Annotated in this window: 14 protein-coding genes; 10 read left to right on the top strand and 4 right to left on the bottom strand. The window is 66.7% G+C overall.

Features of this window, described 5'->3' with window-relative positions; all coding sequences use genetic code 11:
• Nucleotides 1-98 precede the first annotated feature (98 nt).
• The 4 genes from AB4Z32_RS00915 to pyk all read left to right on the top strand — a co-directional run bounded on the left by AB4Z32_RS00915 (nucleotide 99) and on the right by pyk (nucleotide 5,324).
• Complete coding sequence (locus tag AB4Z32_RS00915; protein WP_441933474.1) at nucleotides 99-1,187, top strand: tartrate dehydrogenase; 1,089 nt, start codon at nucleotides 99-101, stop codon at nucleotides 1,185-1,187.
• Between the two features lie 79 nt (nucleotides 1,188-1,266).
• The gene (locus AB4Z32_RS00910; protein ID WP_441933472.1) at nucleotides 1,267-2,622 is read left to right on the top strand and encodes a dicarboxylate/amino acid:cation symporter; all 1,356 of its coding nucleotides are present in this window, start codon (nucleotides 1,267-1,269) and stop codon (nucleotides 2,620-2,622) included.
• 4 nt (nucleotides 2,623-2,626) lie between these two features.
• Nucleotides 2,627-3,913 (top strand): glycerate kinase type-2 family protein, encoded by a 1,287-nt coding sequence (locus AB4Z32_RS00905; RefSeq protein WP_441933470.1) that lies wholly within the window; start codon nucleotides 2,627-2,629, stop codon nucleotides 3,911-3,913.
• A complete protein-coding gene (pyk, locus tag AB4Z32_RS00900) occupies nucleotides 3,903-5,324 on the top strand; it encodes a pyruvate kinase (RefSeq protein ID WP_441933468.1) in 1,422 nt (473 codons plus the stop codon). Before AB4Z32_RS00905 ends, pyk begins: the two co-directional genes overlap by 11 nt.
• Nucleotides 5,325-5,327: 3 nt before the next feature.
• Here pyk and AB4Z32_RS00895 read toward each other — a convergent pair whose 3' ends face one another.
• The 4 genes from AB4Z32_RS00895 to AB4Z32_RS00880 all read right to left on the bottom strand — a co-directional run bounded on the left by AB4Z32_RS00895 (nucleotide 5,328) and on the right by AB4Z32_RS00880 (nucleotide 8,503).
• Nucleotides 5,328-5,711, bottom strand: a complete 384-nt coding sequence (locus tag AB4Z32_RS00895) for a group III truncated hemoglobin (RefSeq protein WP_441933466.1) — start codon at nucleotides 5,709-5,711, stop codon at nucleotides 5,328-5,330.
• A 7-nt stretch (nucleotides 5,712-5,718) separates the two neighbouring features.
• Nucleotides 5,719-6,663: a D-2-hydroxyacid dehydrogenase gene (locus tag AB4Z32_RS00890; protein WP_441933464.1), complete on the bottom strand. Its 945-nt coding sequence runs from the start codon at nucleotides 6,661-6,663 to the stop codon at nucleotides 5,719-5,721.
• Between the two features lie 102 nt (nucleotides 6,664-6,765).
• Nucleotides 6,766-7,122: a hypothetical protein gene (locus AB4Z32_RS00885; RefSeq protein ID WP_441933462.1), complete on the bottom strand. Its 357-nt coding sequence runs from the start codon at nucleotides 7,120-7,122 to the stop codon at nucleotides 6,766-6,768.
• A 121-nt stretch (nucleotides 7,123-7,243) separates the two neighbouring features.
• Nucleotides 7,244-8,503 carry a M28 family metallopeptidase gene (locus tag AB4Z32_RS00880; RefSeq protein ID WP_441933460.1) on the bottom strand — a complete coding sequence of 420 codons (1,260 nt, stop codon included), beginning with the start codon at nucleotides 8,501-8,503 and terminating at the stop codon, nucleotides 7,244-7,246.
• Nucleotides 8,504-8,635: 132 nt separating this feature from the next.
• On the opposite strand from AB4Z32_RS00880, the gene AB4Z32_RS00875 reads away from it, so the two are divergent.
• From AB4Z32_RS00875 to AB4Z32_RS00850, 6 genes are all read left to right on the top strand, one after another.
• A complete protein-coding gene (locus AB4Z32_RS00875; RefSeq protein ID WP_441933458.1) occupies nucleotides 8,636-10,336 on the top strand; it encodes a M28 family metallopeptidase in 1,701 nt (566 codons plus the stop codon).
• A 102-nt stretch (nucleotides 10,337-10,438) separates the two neighbouring features.
• The gene (gene ligD, locus AB4Z32_RS00870) at nucleotides 10,439-13,066 is read left to right on the top strand and encodes a DNA ligase D (protein ID WP_441933456.1); all 2,628 of its coding nucleotides are present in this window, start codon (nucleotides 10,439-10,441) and stop codon (nucleotides 13,064-13,066) included.
• Between the two features lie 175 nt (nucleotides 13,067-13,241).
• Nucleotides 13,242-14,141, top strand: coding sequence for a fumarylacetoacetate hydrolase family protein (locus tag AB4Z32_RS00865; protein ID WP_441933454.1), 900 nt, complete (start codon nucleotides 13,242-13,244; stop codon nucleotides 14,139-14,141).
• Nucleotides 14,138-15,196, top strand: a complete 1,059-nt coding sequence (gene gtdA / locus AB4Z32_RS00860; RefSeq protein ID WP_441933452.1) for a gentisate 1,2-dioxygenase — start codon at nucleotides 14,138-14,140, stop codon at nucleotides 15,194-15,196. The genes AB4Z32_RS00865 and gtdA overlap by 4 nt, the downstream gene beginning before the upstream one ends.
• A 20-nt stretch (nucleotides 15,197-15,216) precedes the next feature.
• Nucleotides 15,217-16,419 carry an FAD-dependent oxidoreductase gene (locus tag AB4Z32_RS00855; RefSeq protein WP_441933450.1) on the top strand — a complete coding sequence of 401 codons (1,203 nt, stop codon included), beginning with the start codon at nucleotides 15,217-15,219 and terminating at the stop codon, nucleotides 16,417-16,419.
• Between the two features lie 92 nt (nucleotides 16,420-16,511).
• On the top strand, nucleotides 16,512-17,627 hold the full coding sequence (locus AB4Z32_RS00850; RefSeq protein WP_441933448.1) for a porin: 1,116 nt from the start codon (nucleotides 16,512-16,514) through the stop codon (nucleotides 17,625-17,627).
• Nucleotides 17,628-17,643 lie beyond the last annotated feature (16 nt).

Genomic DNA, 17,643 nt, shown 5'->3' with positions numbered 1-17,643 from the left:
CGGATTAAGTCTAGCCAAGATATTTGCCCCCGTCCAGGCCATACAGTGGCTCCACGGATGCACGTTTACCTACACAGGCTTACACAGGAGACAGGAATATGAAGACCTACCAAATCGCAACCATCCCCGGCGACGGCATCGGCAAGGAAGTGGTGCCCGCGGGCCGCCAGGTGCTGGAGGCGCTCGCCGCGACGAGCAGCAAGTTCAAATTCGCCTTCGAAGATTTCGACTGGGGCGGCGACTACTACCGCAAGCACGGCGTGATGATGCCGGCCGACGGCCTCGACTCTCTGCGTAACAAGGATGCCATCCTGTTCGGCTCCGCCGGCGACCCGGACATCGCCGACCACATCACCCTGTGGGGCCTGCGCCTGAAGATCTGCCAGGGCTTCGACCAGTACGCCAACGTGCGCCCGACCCGCATCCTGCCGGGCATCGACGGTCCGCTGAAGCGCTGCGCGCCGGAAGACCTGAACTGGGTCATCGTGCGCGAGAACTCGGAAGGCGAATACTCGGGCGTCGGCGGCCGCGTGCACCAGGGCCACCCGATCGAAGCCGCCACCGACGTCAGCATGATGACCCGCGTCGGCGTCGAGCGCATCCTGCGCTTCGCCTTCAGGCTGGCCCAGTCCCGCCCGCGCAAGCAGCTGACCGTCATCACCAAGAGCAATGCCCAGCGCCACGCGATGGTGATGTGGGACGAGGTGGCCGTGCAGGTGGCCAAGGACTTCCCGGACGTGAAGTGGGACAAGGAGCTGGTCGACGCCGCCACCGCGCGCATGGTCAACCGCCCGGCGACCCTGGACACCATCGTCGCCACCAACCTGCATGCCGACATCCTCTCAGACCTGGCCGCGGCCCTGGCCGGCAGCCTGGGCATCGCCCCGACCGGCAACATCGATCCGGAGCGCCGCTATCCGTCGATGTTCGAGCCGATCCACGGTTCGGCCTTCGACATCATGGGCAAAGGATGGGCCAATCCGATCGGCACCTTCTGGTCGGTGGTCATGCTGCTCGAGCACCTGGGCGAGAACGAAGCCGCACAGCGGGTGATGCAGGCGATCGAGACCGTCACCGCCACCCCAACCCTGCACACCCGCGACCTGGGCGGCACCGCCACCACGGCGGACGTCACCAGGGCCGTGTGCGGCATCCTCGACGGCAGCCAGGAGCGCGCAGCGGCCTGAGTCCGCATCAGCCCCGTCCCCGACCGGCCATGAAGAGCCGGGGGGACTCGAAACACATCACATAATGGAGACCGACATCATGTCCAGAAGCTTCTTTGGCAGGCTATACGTCCAGGTTCTAATCGGCGTCATCGCAGGCGGCCTGCTCGGCTACCTGTATCCCAAGCTCGGCACCGACCTCAAGCCGCTGGGCGACCTCTTCATCCGGCTGATCAAGATGGTGTTCGCACCGGTCATCTTCGCGATGGTGGTGCTCGGCATCGCCAAGATGGAGAGCTTGAAGGAACTGGGACGCGTAGGCAGCAGAGCCCTGATTTATTTCGAAGTCATGTCGACCTTCGCCCTGCTGCTCGGCCTGATCGTCGTAAACGTGGTCCAGCCCGGCGTCGGCATGAACGTCGATCCGGCCCACCTCGACACCAAGGCCATCAGCAACTATACGGCGGCGGCGGCGAAATCGACCGGTTTCGTCGACTTCCTGCTGAACATGGTCCCGACCAGCGCCATCGACGCCCTGGCCAAGAACGATATCCTGCAGATCCTGGTGTTCGGCACCATGTTCGGCATTGCGCTGTCGCGCATGGGCCGCCACGCCAAACCCGTGGTCGACCTCCTGGAAGCCTTCAATACCGGCATGTTCATGGTGCTCGGCATGGTCATGCGGATCGCGCCGCTCGCCGCTTTCGGCGCCATCGCCTTCACGGTCGGCAAATACGGCCTGGGCTCGCTGCTGTCGCTCGGTCAGCTGATGGGTTCCATGTACCTGACCTGCGTCGCCTTCGTGTTCGTCGTGCTGGGCGTGGTCGCCCGGATCTGCGGCTTCAGCATCTGGAAGTTCCTGCGCTTCATCCGCGAGGAGATTTTCACCGTGCTCGGCACCAGCTCGTCCGAGTCCGTCGTCCCGCAGCTGATGAAGAAGCTGGAGTACCTGGGCGTCTCGAAGTCGGTGGTGGGCCTGGTGGTGCCGTCCGGCGTCACCTTCAATCCCGACGGCCAGTGCATCTACTACACCATGGCCGCGATCTTCATCGCCCAGGCCACCAACACGCCGCTGTCGCTGATGGACCAGCTGGTCGTGCTGGGCGTCCTGATGATCACCTCGAAGGGCTCGGCCGGGGTCACCGGTTCCGGCTTCATCACCCTGGCCGCCACCCTGGCTTCGATGGGCAAGATCCCGGTGTCCGGCATGGTGCTCCTGCTGGGCGTCGACCGCTTCATGTCCGAGGCGCGCGCCATCACCAACACGATCGGCAACGGCGTCGGCACCCTGGTGGTGGCACGCTGGGTCGGCGCCGTCGACCGCGTCCGCATGAACCGCATCCTGAACGGCGAGGAACCGGCGCCGGAACAGGAAGCCCTGATCACCCCGCACGGCAACGAGGACCGCGAGGACGTCGCCGTCAGCCTGGTGAAACCGCAGAACGTATCGGCCTGAAACCATGGACGCGAAAGCACTACTGAAGGCGATGTTCGACGCCGCCATCGCCGCGGCCCAGCCGGACAAATGCGTTCCGCCCCATCTGCCCGCCGCGCCGCGCGGCCGGCTGGTGGTGATCGGGGCGGGCAAGGCCTCGGCGGCGATGGCGCGGGCGGTCGAACGGGCCTGGCCGGGCAAGCTGGAAGGCCTGGTCGTCACGCGCTACGGCTATGCGGTGCCGTGCGAACGCATCGAGATCGTCGAGGCGGCGCATCCGGTGCCCGACGCCGCCGGCGAACGGGCGGCAAGGCGCATGCTGGAACTGGTGCGCGGCCTGGGTCCCGACGACACGGTGCTGTGCCTGGTCTCCGGCGGCGGCTCGTCCCTGCTGCCGCTGCCGCTGCCCGGCATCACGCTCGAAGACAAGCAGCTCGTGAGCCGCGCGCTGCTGGCGTCCGGCGCCAGCATCGGCGAAATGAATTGCGTGCGCCGCCATCTTTCCGCCATCAAGGGCGGACGGCTGGCCGCCGCCTGCCATCCGGCAAAGGTGCTGACCCTGCTGATCTCGGACGTGCCGGGCGACGAACCCTGCGACATCGCCTCCGGTCCGACCGTCGCCGATCCGAGCACCTGCGCGGATGCCCTCGACATCGTGCGCCGCTACGGTATCGCGTTGCCGGGCAGGGTGCGCGACGTGCTGGAGAGCGGGGCAGGGGAATCGGTCAAGCCGGGCGATCCGCGCCTGGCCGGCAATGAAGTCCGCTTCGTCGCCACCCCGCAGATGGCGTTGGAGGCCGCGGCCCGCGTGGCCGAGGCGGCCGGCGTCGCCGTCCACATCCTCGGCGACAGCCTGGAAGGCGAAGCCCGCGAGGTCGGCAAGGTCATGGCCGGCATGGCGCTGCAGGTGGCGCGGCGCGGCCAGCCCTTCGGCACGCCCTGCATCCTGCTGTCCGGCGGCGAGACCACGGTGACGGTGCGGGGCGACGGCCGCGGCGGGCGCAACGTCGAGTTTCTTCTGTCGGCTGCGATCGCCCTGCGCGGCGAAGCCGGCATATACGGCCTGGCAGGCGATACCGACGGCGTCGACGGCCAGGAGGAGATCGCCGGCGCTTACTTCTCGCCGGATACGTTGGCGCGCGCCTTCGACAGGGAGATCCGGCCCATGCAAAGCCTGGACCGCAACGACGGCCACGGCTTCTTCCAGGCGCTCGGCGACGCCATCGTCACCGGTCCCACGCTCACCAATGTGAACGACTTCCGCGCCATCCTGATCGACACGCCCCACGGGAGCAGCACACATGCATCGTAATCGCAAGGCGAAAATCGTCGCCACCCTCGGCCCGGCCAGCACGGACGCGGCCACCATCGAGGCCCTGTTCCGCGCCGGCGCCGACGTCTTCCGTCTCAACTTCAGCCACGGCAGCCACGAGGACCACAAGGCCCGCCTCGACAAGCTGCGCGCGCTCGAACAGTCGCTGGGCCGCCCGGTGGGGGTCTTGATCGACCTGCAGGGGCCGAAGCTGCGCATCGGCACCTTCGCCGAAGGCCGCGTCACCCTCGAGGCCGGGGCATCGTTCCGGCTCGACCTGAACGCCGGCCAGCCCGGCGACGGCAGGCGCGTCGCGCTGCCGCATCCCGCGATCTTCGCGGCGCTGGAGCAGGGCACCATCCTGCTGCTCGACGACGGGCGGATCGCGCTGCGGGTCGAGCAATTCAACGCCGAGTCGGCCGATACCACGGTCGTGAATGGCGGCGTGCTGTCCGACCGCAAGGGCGTCAACGTCCCCGGCGTGGTGCTGCCGCTGTCGGCGCTGACCGACAAGGACCGCCAGGACCTGGCCTTCGGCTTGAGTCTGGGGATCGACTGGGTCGCGCTGTCCTTCGTGCAGCGGGCCGAGGACATCCGCGAGATCAAGGAGATCGTGCAGGGCCGCGCCCGCATCGTCGCCAAGCTGGAGAAGCCGGCTGGGGTGAAGGACCTGGAAGCGATCGTCGAGGAAGCCGACGCCATCATGGTGGCGCGCGGCGACCTCGGCGTCGAGATGCCGGCCGAGCAGGTGCCGGCGATCCAGAAGCGCATCGTGCGCGTCTGCCGCCGTCTCGGCAAGCCGGTCATCGTGGCCACGCAAATGCTGGAATCGATGGTGACGGCGCCGGTGCCGACCCGCGCCGAAGCCTCGGACGTCGCCACCGCGATCTACGACGGCGTGGATGCGGTGATGCTGTCGGCCGAGTCGGCGTCGGGCAAGTACCCGGTCGAGGCGGTCACCATGATGAACAACATCATCGTCCAGACCGAGTCCGATCCCGTCTACCGCGAAAGCATCGCGGCGAGCCAGAGCCCGGCGCGGGCCGAGATCGCGGACGCGATCGGGCTGGCGATGCGCAACGTGGCCGAACTGCTCGACGTGGCGGCCACCGTCGCCTACACCAGCTCCGGCCACTCGGCCCTGCGGCTGGCGCGCGAACGGCCGCAGGCGCCCATCATCGGCATGACGCCCAAGCTCGCCACCGCGCGCGCCCTGGCGCTGGTGTGGGGCGTGCACGCGGTGCTGACCCATGATGTCGCCGACGTGTCGGAGATGACGGACTTCGCCTGCATTACCGCCCGCCGCGAAGGGCTGGCGCGCGAAGGCCAGACCATCGCGATCGCCGCCGGCATGCCGTTCGGCGCGTCCGGCACCACCAATCTGCTGAGGATCGCGCGGCTCGACCACTGAAGTTCAGACCTGGACCTGGATCTCGCCGAAGAAACCCAGCTGCAGGCTGCTGGCGATGCGGTTGGCCACGACCACCGCCTCGGCGGAGTCCTCGGTGCCGAACACTTCGATCGCGGTCATCCTGAACAGGGTGAGCCAGCGGACGAAGTGTTCTCGGCCGATGCCGCTCAGGGCCATGTGCTTGCCGAAGACATTGCCCTGGAATTCGCCGGTATCGAGCAGGACCTTGGTCCAGAAGGCAACCATGCGCGGCATGTGCTCGTGCCAGTGGCCGGCCAGCTTCTCTTCGAAGACGGGGCCCAGCACGGCGTCTTCGCGGACGCGGGCGTAAAAGGTGTCGACCAGCTGGACGATGGTCGACGGGGTGATGGCGTCGGTGGTACTCATGGCGCGGTCATACGAGGTTCGTGGGCGTGCCGGCCGCCCAGGCGTCGATGTTATCGACCAGCATGTCGGCGAGGGTCTGCATGGCGCCGCCGCTGGCCCAGGCCACGTGCGGGGTCAGCACGAAGTTCGGCAGGTTCAGTTTGAGGAGCGGGTTGTCCGGCACCGGCGGTTCCTTGCTCAGCACGTCGAAGCCGGCGCCGGCGATGACGCCGTTCCTGAGTGCCTCGGCCAGCGCGGCTTCGTCCACCAGGCCGCCGCGCGCGGTGTTGATCAGGATGGCGTTCTTCTTCATCGACGCCAGCTCGGCCGCGCCGATCATGTGGCGGGTCTGCCCGGTCAGCGGCAGGTGCAGGCTGATCACGTCGCTGGTGGACAGCAGCTCGGACAGCGGCAGCTGCACCACGTCGCCGTCGCCGACCGGTGAGCGCGACGCCACCGCGATCTCCATGCCGAAGGCGCGGCCGATCTGCGCCACGCGGCGGCCCAGCGCGCCATAGCCGACGATGCCGAGACGGCTGCCGGCGAGGTCGCCGATCGGGTGGTCGAGCAGGCAGAAGCGCGTCGAGCTTTCCCAGCGCCCGGCGGCGACGTCGGCGGCATAGGCCAGCAGGTTGCGCCGCACCGCCAGCATCAGGGCGAAGCAGTGCTCCGGCACCGACACCACCGAGTAATTCCGGATATTGCAGACCGCGATGCCGCGCTCGCGGCAGACGGCCAGGTCGACGTTGTCGGTCCCGGTCGCGGCCACTGCCACCAGTTTCAGGTCCGGCAACTGGGCGATCGCCTCCGCGCGGATCGGCACCTTGTTGGTGATCGCGACCGTGGCGCCGCGCAGGCGTTCGACGACGTCCTGCTGGGCGGTGGCCGGATAGTCCTGCCAGGCATGTTCGAAGGCGGGCGGACGGACGTCGGCGATCAGGCTGTCGCGGTCAAGGAAGACGATCTTGTGCATGGCGGAATCCCAGTCGGAGGAACCGCCATTGTAGTGCGGAGACGAAAAAAAGACAGGGTAGGCACCCTGTCTTTCGAAGCGATGGGGCTTGAGCCGCTTGGCTTAGTGTGCTGCTGCCGTGTCGGCTTTCTGGTCTGCGTGAGCGGCAGCCTTGTCGGCAGCGGCCTCCGCTTTGGCCTTTGCGGCCTTCTTGTGTGCTTTTGCCTTGGTCTTGGCGGCGTCGGCCTTGGCGACGGCGACGTCGGAATTGGCCTCGGCTGCTTTCTTCTCTACCTTGGCGTCTGCCTTGGCTGCCGCTTTCTCTTCCTTGGCTTCCGCTTTGGCGACATTCTTGTCGGCTTTTGCATCGGCCTTGGCGGCATGGGTGCTTGCCGGCGCCGGCGACATAGCGGTCGACTGGGCGGCAAATGCCGAGGTGGCGAACAGACCGGCGATCAGGGTAGCGACGATTTTGCTCATGGCGATGTTTCCTTCAGTGTTGTCTTCGAAATTTTTGGGACATTCCCGGGTGCTACTGATCCCTCAACGCGGCCAGCCGCCGGCCAGTTGACGCGTTTTTACATGTTCTTACAAATAGCTATCATTTCTTTTCCTGGGCGCCGGCCAGCCGGGCAATCGCCGCCAGCGTGGTCTGGGCCGCGTTGAGGCCCAGCAGGAAGTCCTTGTCGCTGAAGGTCGACACCAGGTCGGTCGGCTGGTGCCAGTGCGGATTCCAGCCGGCGCCGATCTGCTGGCCGCGCTCGTTCTCGCGCAGCGAGATCGACGGCACCAGGTCCATGAACGGGGTCGAGTCCGTATTCGTCATGTGCGGACCGACGGCGGCCGGATAGTCGGTGGCGTATTGCTCGTTCGCGGCGCGGAAGGCCCAGGCCAGCTTCTGCGAGCCTTCGGCCTGGCGCGAGTTCGCCTGGAACTCGATGTTGACGTCGGCTTCGCGGCGCTGCTCCGGCGGCGGCGCCGTGACCGTCTTGCCGTTCGCATCCGTGCGCGCGACCGGCATGCCGTGGTCGAACATCATCATGTCGTGCTGGATCATGCCCAGCCAGCGCGGTTCCGGATAGCGGCCCGAGCCCTTGGGCGATTCGATCCCCTGCAAATCCTTGCGCTGGGCCACATAGGCGGAGGCGCCGTTCAGGCCGGTCTCCTCGTTGTTCCACAGCGCGAAGCGGATGCTGCGCTCGGTAGTGACGCCGGGCGCATTGAGGATCCGCGCCAGTTCCATCACCAGGGCCGTGCCGGAGGCGTCGTCGTTGGCCGCTTCGCCGAAGCCGAGGCCATCCATGTGGGCGGCCACGATATACATCTCGTCGGGACGGCTGCTGCCGACCTTGGTGCAAACCACCTCTTCGCGCGGGCCGCCCTTCGGATCCGGCTGCTCGGCGTTGAGGGCGCGGAGGCGCTCGTCGGGCTGGGCCATCGGATCCTGATTGACGCCGGTGGGCGCGCGGGTGCCGAACAGGGTGCTGCCACCCTGGCCGGCCGGGCCGCCGCGGCCGCCTCCCGCTGCCGCCGGACGCGGGCTGCCGGGCGGACGCGGCGCCGGCGGCACATAGTCATAACGGATGCGCTCGGTGGCGCAGCCGTAGGACTTCAGCTGGGCCTCGATCCAGTCAATCGCCTTGCGGTTGCGTTCGGTGCCCTGTTTGCGGTCGCCGAAGCGGGCCAGGCCGCGAATGGTCTCCTTGTAGCGTTCGAGGTCGAGCTGGCCGACCAGGCGGGCGACCGGGTCTTGAGCGGCCGTGGCCGACACCGGCGCGGTGGATTGGGCCAGGGCGGCGGGCAGGGCCAGCGCGAGGGCGGCGAAGACGGCGCAGGGCAGGAGCAGGGCGGAAGGTTTCACATGAGCTCTCGAATCGATGCTGAAGGAAGCTCGACTATATGCGATGCGCACGATTGATGCCTGTTTGACATTGCAAATTATTCAAAGGATACTCATCCGGCATTTCCACCAACCAAGAAAACCAACGAGACCGTGAAGACCACCACCTCCATCGCCATCCTTTCCGCGGCCGCGCTGGCCGCGTCCGCGCATGCCGCCCCGGCCGTGAACGCCGCTGTAAAGCCGGCGGTGCCCGCCGGCCAGGCCGTGCAGATCGAAGCCTCCCACCTGTCGCACGACGTCAAGGTGCTGTCCTCGGACGAGTTCGAAGGCCGCGGCCCGAACACGCCGGGCGAAGCCAAGACTGTCGCCTACCTCATCAACCAGTTCGAGGCGGCCGGCCTGAAGCCGGGCGGCGACGCCATTGACGGCAAGCGCGGCTGGACCCAGGACGTGCCGCTGGGCCGCTTCGAGATCAAGGGCCCGGTCGAGGTCAGCGTCAAGGGCGGCGGGAAAGAAGAAACCCTCACCCAGGGCGAGCAGATCGCGGTGCGCGCCTCGATGACGGGCGCCAAAGGCGTGGAATTCAGGGATGCGCCGCTGGTCTTCGTCGGCTACGGCGTGACCGCGCCGGAGCGCAAATGGGACGACTTCAAGGGCCAGGACCTGAAGGGCAAGCTGGCCGTGGTGCTGATCAACGATCCGGACTTCGAGGCGGGCCGCGGCGATTTCGGCGGCAAGGCCATGACCTATTACGGCCGCTGGACCTACAAGTTCGAAGAGATGGCGCGCCGCGGCGCCCTCGGCACCATCATTGTCCACGAGACCGCGCCGGCTTCCTATGGCTGGGCGACGGTGAAAAACTCCAATACCAACGTCATGTACGACGTGGTGCGCAAGAACCCGCGCGAATCGCATGCGCCGGTCGAGGCCTGGATCCAGCGCGACCTGGCCGTCGACCTGTTCAAGCGCGCCGGCCTGGACTTCGACAAGCTGAAGAAGTCGGCCGCCTCGCGCAGCTTCAGGCCGGTCGAGCTGACCGGCGTCTCGATGTCGGGCAAGTACGCCGTCGACGCCCAGGTGATCACGTCGAAGAACGTGGTCGCGCTGCGCGAAGGCAGCCGGCATCCGGACCAGGTCGTGATCTACAGCGGTCACTGGGACCATCTCGGCATCGGCCTGCCGGACGCCAAGGGCGACAGGATCTACAACGGCGCGGTCGACAACGCGACCGGCATCGCGGCCCTGCTGGAACTGGCGCGCGTGTACGCCGCCGCGCCGGCGCCCCAGCGCAGCGTGGTGTTCCTGGCGGTGACGGCCGAAGAGAAGGGCCTGCTGGGCTCCGAATACTATGCCTCGAACCCGGTGTATCCGCTGGCGAAGACGGTCGGCGTGATCAATATGGACGCCCTTGACCCGCACGGCAAGGCCAAGGACTTCACGATTTCGGGCAGCGCGAAGCTGGATCTGCTGGACCGCCTGAAGGCCAAGGCCAGGCTGGCCGGCCTGAGCTACTCGCCGGATCCGAAGCCGGAAGCCGGCCACTTCTTCCGCTCCGACCACTTCCCCTTCGCCAAGCGCGGCGTGCCGGCGATCTCCTTCGGATCGGGCGAGCATTGGGAGCAGGGCGGGCTTGCGGCCGGCAAGAAGGAGGCCGAGCGCTACGTCAAGGAGAACTACCACCAGCCGTCCGACGAATGGCGTCCGGAGTGGACCTTCGAGGGGATGGCGCGCGACCTCGGCATCCTGTACGCGGTGGGCCGCGAACTGGCCGATTCGAACGCCTGGCCGAACTGGTCGAAAGACTCGGAGTTCCGTGCGGCCCGCGATCAGAGCGCATCTGAGCGGAAATAAGTGCTCAAATGAGCGGCGGCAGTGACGGTTAGCTGCCGTACAGTCATGCCCGTGGCATCGCAGTATATTGAGCAATATTGCTGCTGATGTACAGGTGATGCCATGCCCGACGCACTCAAGGAATACAAGGCCAAGCGGAATTTTTCGATCACGTCGGAACCCGCGGAAGGGGGCGACGCCAGCACCGGCGCGCTCACCTTCGTGATCCAGAAACACTGGGCCTCCAGGCTGCACTACGATTTCCGTCTCGAGCTCGACGGCACCATGAAGAGCTGGGCCGTGCCCAAGGGCCCCAGCTACGACAGCCACGACAAGCGCATGGCCGTGCACGTCGAGGACCATCCGATCTCCTATTCCGATTTCGAAGGCACGATCCCGCCCAAGCAATATGGCGCGGGCGAGGTCATCGTCTGGGACAAAGGCACCTGGGAGCCGGTCGGCGACCCGCGCAAGGGCTATGCCAAGGGCGAGATCAAGTTCGAGATGCATGGCCACAAGATGCACGGACGCTGGGTGCTGGTGCGCCTGCGCGGCCATGAGGAAGACAAGCAGGAGCCCTGGCTGCTGATCAAGGAAAACGACGAGTACATGCGGCCGGCGTCCGAGTTCTCGGTGGTCGACGAGATGCCGGACAGCGTCAAGGACCTGCCGATGCCGGGCTCGCCCGAAGACCGGGAAGCGGCGCGCGCCAAGCTGGTGGCCTTGAAGGCCGAGGCCAGGCCGTCGAAGAAGCCGGCAAAGACCACGCGGCGCGGCGCCATGCCCGAGGGCGCGGTCAAGGCCGAGCTGCCGGAAACCCTGAATGCCGAACTGGCGACCCTGGTCGACGGCCCGCCCGAACGGCCCGAGGAATGGATCTTCGAGATCAAGTTCGACGGCTACCGCATGCTGACCCGCGTCGCCGACAAGGGCAAGGACATTCGCCTCGTCACCCGCAACGGCAAGGACTGGACCGACAAGCTGCGGCCGCTGCGCGACGAGATCAAGCGCATGAAGCTGCCGGACGGCTGGTACGACGGCGAGATCGTGGTCCACGACGAGAACGGCAAGCCGAACTTCAACCTGCTGCAGCTGGCCTTCGACGGCTCGAACCGCGCCCAGATCGTCTACTTCATCTTCGACATCCCTTACTTCAAGGGCTACGACCTGCGCGAGGTGAGGCTCGACCAGCGCCGCCCGCTGCTGCAGGACGTGCTGGCCGAGAAGGCGTCCGACAGCGTGCGCTTCTCCAGCGAATTCGGCACCGACCCCAGCCAGCTGGTAGTGGCCGCCTGCCAGATCGGCCTCGAAGGCGTGATCGGCAAGCGGCGCGACTCGCGCTACGTGAACCGGCGCTCGCCGGAATGGATCAAGCTGAAATGCGGGATGCGCCAGGAATTCGTGATCGGCGGCTATACCGACCCGCAGGGCGCCCGCACCGGCATCGGCTCGCTGCTGCTCGGCTACTATGACGAGAAAGGCGTACTGCGCTACGCCGGCAACTGCGGCAGCGGCTTCAACGGCGCCTCGCTGCGCCATATGCGCGAGACCCTGGAAACCATCGCCAGCGACGAGAATCCCTTCCCGCCGCGCGCCGTCCCCGGCCGCGGCAACCACTGGGTCAAGCCGACCCTGGTGGCCGAGGTCAGTTTTTCGGAGTGGACGGCGACGAATTCGATCCGCCACCCGGTGTTCCAGGGCCTGCGCAAGGACAAGCCGGCCAGGAGCGTCGTGCGCGAGCAGGCCAAACATGTGCAGGAGACCGCGAAACCGGCCCCTCGCACGCGTGCGGCCGTGAAAGCGGCACCGAAAGCGAAAGCGGAAGCCAGGGCAGACAAGGCCGAACCGGCGGACAGCAGCCTGCCGGCCAAATTCAAGGTCACCCACGGCGAGCGCGTGATGGACAAGGAGAGCGGCGTCACCAAGCTCGAACTGGTCGAATACTACGCGCTGGTCGGCGAGTTGATGATGCCGCACCTGAAGGGCAGGCCGGTCTCGCTGGTGCGCGCGCCCGAGGGCGTGGGCGGCGAGCTGTTCTTCCAGAAGCACGTGGTCGATCCGCGCAAGATGCCCGGCGTCGGCCAGCTCGACCAGTCCCTCGATCCGGACCACCCGCGCATGACCCGCATCGACACAGTCGAGGGCATCCTGTCCTGCGCCCAGTGGAACGTGGTCGAGATCCACAGCCAGAACGCGGTCGAGAAGCGCTACGACACGCCGGACCGCTTCGTGTTCGACCTCGACCCGGGCGAGGGCATCTCGTTCGCGCAAGTGCAGGAAGCGGCCCAGCTGGTGCGCGCCTTCCTGCAGGAGCTGGGCCTGAATCCCTTCCTGAAAACCAGCGGCGGCAAGGGCCTGCACGTGGTGGTGCCGCTCAAGCCCAGGCTCGATTGGGACACCGTGAAGGACTTCTCGCACGCCATCGTGAACCACCTGGCGAAGACCATTCCGGACCGCTTTTCGGACAAGAGCGGCGCCAAAAACCGCGTCGGCCGCATCTTCATCGACTACCTGCGCAACGGCCGCGGCGCGACCACGGTGTCGGCCTGGTCGGCGCGCGTGCGGCCGGGGCTGGGGATTTCGGTGCCGGTGCGCTGGGAAGAGTTGATGGACCTGAGGTCGGGGGCGCACTGGACGGTGAAGACCGTGGGGGAGCGGCTGGCGATCGGGAATTCGCCCTGGGAGGATTATGAGGAGAGTGCCACGACCTTGACCAAGGCGATGAAGGCGCTCGGATTCAAGCCGAAATAGTCGCGGCGGCGGCCGCGTGATGGATGAGGACCCTTGCGAGGGTCCTTTTTTTTCGCCCCTGCAAATCCTCGTTGACAATCCTCAAGTCACGCTCAATAATGACCTAACTCAAAAATGAGCGCGCTCAAAAAAGAGCGCGACGCAAAGTTAACCGTGAGAACCTGAGGAGCACGAGATGAAGATTTGCCGTTTCAATGACAACCGCATCGGCCTGGTCGAAGGCGGACAGGTGTACGACGTGACCGAAGTGGCTGCCCAGCTGCCGGCACTGAAGTGGCCGCTCGAGCCGGGCGACCAGCTGATCGCCCATCTGGAGCGCCTGAAGGGCCAGATGCAGGAACTGAAGGGCCGCGCCAACCCCGTGGCGCTGGACAGCGTCAAGCTGCTGAGCCCCGTCGCCAACCCGTCGAAGATCATCGCCGCGCCGCTGAACTACCAGCTGCACGTGGCCGAGTCGAAAGCCGACAAGGGCATCCACAACGGCGTGCACCTGCCGGATTACGATGGCTTCGCTTCGCCGGTCGCCAAGTTCGGTGTGTTCCTGAAGTCGCCGTCGTCGATCGTCGGCGCGGGCGAGGGCGTGCGCATCGCCTACCCGGGCCGCCGCAACGACCATGAAGTCGAACTGGCCGTGATCATCGGCCGGAAGTGCAAGGACGTCGGCCGCGAGGATGCCTTCAGCGTCGTCGCCGGCTATGCGATCGGCCTCGACATGACCGTGCGCGGTCCCGAAGACCGCAGCTACCGTAAATCCGCCGACACCTATTCGGTCCTCGGTCCCTACCTGGTCACCCGCGACGAAGTGGCGGACCCGGACGCGCTGGACTTCTCGATCACCGTCAACGGCGAGCACCGCCAGAAGGCGAACACCCGCGACCTGATCACCGGCGTGGCCGAACTGATCGAAGTCGCCTCGCGCGCCTACACCCTGTACCCGGGCGACATCATCATGACCGGCACCCCGGAAGGCGTGAACAGCATCGAGCCGGGCGACGTCATGCATGCGTATATCGAAGGCATCGGCGAGATGGACGTCGCCATCCGCGCCTACGACGCGCCGAAGGAGGAGACATGAACACCACCACGACAGGCGAAGCCGGCGCCCTCGAAGCGCGCCGCGACTTTTACCGCCGCATCGACCCGGACAACCTGGCCCCGCTGTGGGAACAGTTGCACAGCCTGGTGACCCGCACCCCGGCCTCGCAGTGCCGCCCGGTGCACTGGGACTACCGCAAGATCCGCCCCTACCTGGACGAAGCCGGCCGCCTGATCACCGCCGAGGAAGCGGTGCGCCGCGTGCTGATTCTCGAGAACCCGGGCCTGCGCGGCCAGGCGGCGGCCACCACCTCGCTGTACGCCGGCCTGCAGATGATCCTGCCGGGCGAGATCGCGCCGCCGCACCGCCACACCCAGGCGGCGATCCGCCTGATCCTCGAAGGCGAGGGCGCCTACACCTCGGTCGACGGCGAGAAGACCTTCATGGAGCGCGGCGACTTCATCATCACCCCGGCCTGGCACTGGCACGAGCACGGCAACGAAGGCGCGGCGCCGATGGTCTGGCTCGACGGCCTGGACGTGCCGATGGTAGCCATGCTCGACGCCAGCTTCGCCGAGCATGCCGCTGACCTGCCGGCTCCGATCCCGGCGCGCCGCGGCGGCGAGAGCAAGGCGCGCTTCGGCAGCAACCTGCTGCCGGTCGACTACCAGGCCCCCAGCCCGTCTTCGCCGCTGTTCAAGTATCCGTATGCCGAGACCCTGGCGGCACTGCGCGCGATCGCGGCCGGCAATCCGCCTGACGCCTGCCATGGCCACAAGCTGCGCTACGCGAATCCGCTCGACGGCGGCTATCCAATGCCGACCATGGGCGCGTTCATCCAGTTGCTGCCGGGCGGTTTCGGCACCGCGCCTTACCGCTGCACGGCCGGGACGGTGTTTGCCGTGATCGACGGCGAGGTCGAGGTCGCGATCGGCGAACAGCGCTTCACGGCGCGCCCGAACGACGTGTTCGTGGTCCCGAGCTGGGCCGAGCATCGCATCACGGCGGGGAAGGACGACGCCGTGATCTTCAGCTTCTCGGACCGTCCGGTGCAGGAAATACTCGGCCTGTGGCGCGAGCAGCGGTCGGCGTGAATCATCAAGGAACTAGAATCATGAGCAAGAAACCCGTAGTCATCGCGGGCGGCGGCCCGGTCGGCCTGGTCACCGCCCTGGCCCTGGCGCGCCAGGGCATCGAAGTCGTGCTGCTGGAAGCGGAGAGCCAGATCCCGCAAGACCTGCGCGCCGGTACCTTCCACCCGCCCACCGTCGAGATGCTCGACCGCCTGGGCCTGGGCAATGCCATGCTGGAGCAGGGCATCAAGGTGCCGGAATGGCAGATCCGCGACCGCCGCACCGGCGTGGTCGCCCAGTTCGACCTCGGCCTGCTGGCCGACGTCACCCCGCATCCCTTCCGCCTGCATTGCGAACAGCACAAGCTGTCGCGCATCGCCGCCGACGTCCTGGTATCGATGCCGAACGTGAAGCTGCTGTTCGGCCATCGCTGCACCGGCTTTGTCCAGGATGCCGAAGGCGTCACGGTCAAGGTGCAGTCGGAAAACGGCGAAGACGAGATCCGCGCGAGCTGGCTGGTCGGCACCGACGGCGCCCACAGTGTGGTGCGCAAAGGAATGAACGTCGAGTTCGACGGCTTTACCTGGCCCGAACGCTTCCTGGTGTTCGCCACGCCCTATGACCTGCGCGAGCAGGGCTTCACGGGCAATGCCTACGTCGCCGATCCTGACGAGTGGTGCGCGATCTTCATCCAGCCGCACAAGGGGCCGCCGGGAATCTGGCGCATCGCCTTCCCCACGAAGCCGGAGATGAGCGAGGAAGAAATCCTGTCCGACGCCTTCGTGCAAAGCCGGATCCAGGGCTTCCTGGCGCCCGACCGCGAGTACGAGATCGCCTACCGCAGCGTGTACCGCGTGCACCAGCGCGTGGCCAGCGATTTCCGCGACGGCCGCGTGCTGATCGCCGGCGACGCCGCCCACATCAACAATCCGCTCGGCGGCATGGGCCTGAACAGCGGCATCCACGACGGCGTCAACCTGGCGGAGAAGCTGACCGTGGTGTTCGAGGGCGCGAGCCAGGACCTGCTGGACCGCTACGTGCGCCAGCGCCGCCTGACGAATATCGAGTACGTGCAGGCGATCACGATCCGCAACAAGCGCCTGTTGGAAGAACGCGATCCGGCCGTCCGCAAGGAGCACCTGGACGAGCTGCGCCAGACCGCCGCCGACCCGGCCAGGGCCCGCGCCTACCTGCTCAATTCGTCGATGATCGCCAGCATCGCGCGGGCGCGGGAGATCCAGTAAGCAGTAGACCCGTAGTACAACCCGGAAGGCGGCCGTTACTAGAGGCGCAGCAAGCGCCCGGCCGTGCTGCCTTCCTCTTTGGAGGAGACTCGATGTTCAAGCAGCAAACGATCGCGCTGGCCTGTGCCGCCTGCGCAGCAGGCATGCCGGCCGCGTCCGCGATGGCGCAGACCAGCGTGGCACTTTACGGCAGCGTCGACGGCGGCATCAGCTATGTCAGCAATGAGCGCGGCAGCGGCAACACCCGCGTCGACAGCGGTAACCGCTCGCCGGACCGCTTCGGCTTCCGCGGCGTCGAAGACCTGGGCGGCGGCCTGAAGGCCATGTTCATGCTGGAGAGCGGATTCAATCTCGACGACGGCACGCTCAAGAAAAGCACGGCCCTCTTCAACCGTCGCGCGGTGGTCGGCCTGGACAGCAGCTACGGCCTTCTCACTCTCGGGCACATGCCCGACTTCATGTACGATTATCTGCGCTTCCAGAGCAACGGCATCATGGGGTCTTCGTACTTCTTCCATCCGGGGAACCTGGACAACCAGGCCAGCACCTTCCAGATCGATAACGCGGTCCGCTACGAGACCCCGAACCGGGGTGGTTTCAAGCTGGGCGCGATGATCGGCTTCGGCGAAAATCCGGGCGACAGCAGCAAGAACCGCAACTGGAGCGCAGGCGCCCAGTATGCGGCCGGCCCGCTGAAGGCAAACCTCGCGTACACCGTGTCGAACGACCGCAGCTTCAACCTGGGCGGCACGCTCGGCATCCGCAGCCTGCTGGGCCAGGCGCTCTCGAACGGCGACCCGTCGGCGCCGAGCGCCGCCTACACGAACTTCGCATCGTCGAAGACGACCAGCGTGGGCGCCACCGGGAGCTACACCGTCGGACGATTCACGCCGCACGCGATGATTTCGCGCGTCGAGCTGGAAAACCGCGTGGGCTCGGCCGCCCAGACGAACTATGAGCTCGGCACGGATATCGATACCGGCTATTTCAATATCGTCGGCGTCTCGACAGGCATCTCGCGCTTCGCCGGCGTGCGCTGGACCCAGTTCAACGTGATCGATATGCTTGCCCTGTCGAAGCGCACGACCTTGTATGCTGCGGTGGCCTACCAGCGCGCCAGCGACGGCCTGGCGGTGATCAACGGCCTGGCGCCGTCGTCCACCAACCGTCAGGTCGTGAGCCGCATCGGTATCCATCATTTCTTCTGATTTCCAGCCGTATCGG

The organism is Massilia sp. 2TAF26 (genome assembly GCF_052115005.1).
Lineage (GTDB): Bacteria > Pseudomonadota > Gammaproteobacteria > Burkholderiales > Burkholderiaceae_D > Telluria.
The sequence above is the reverse complement of the archived record's forward strand: the minus strand, read 5'-3'. Positions and strand labels throughout refer to the sequence as shown.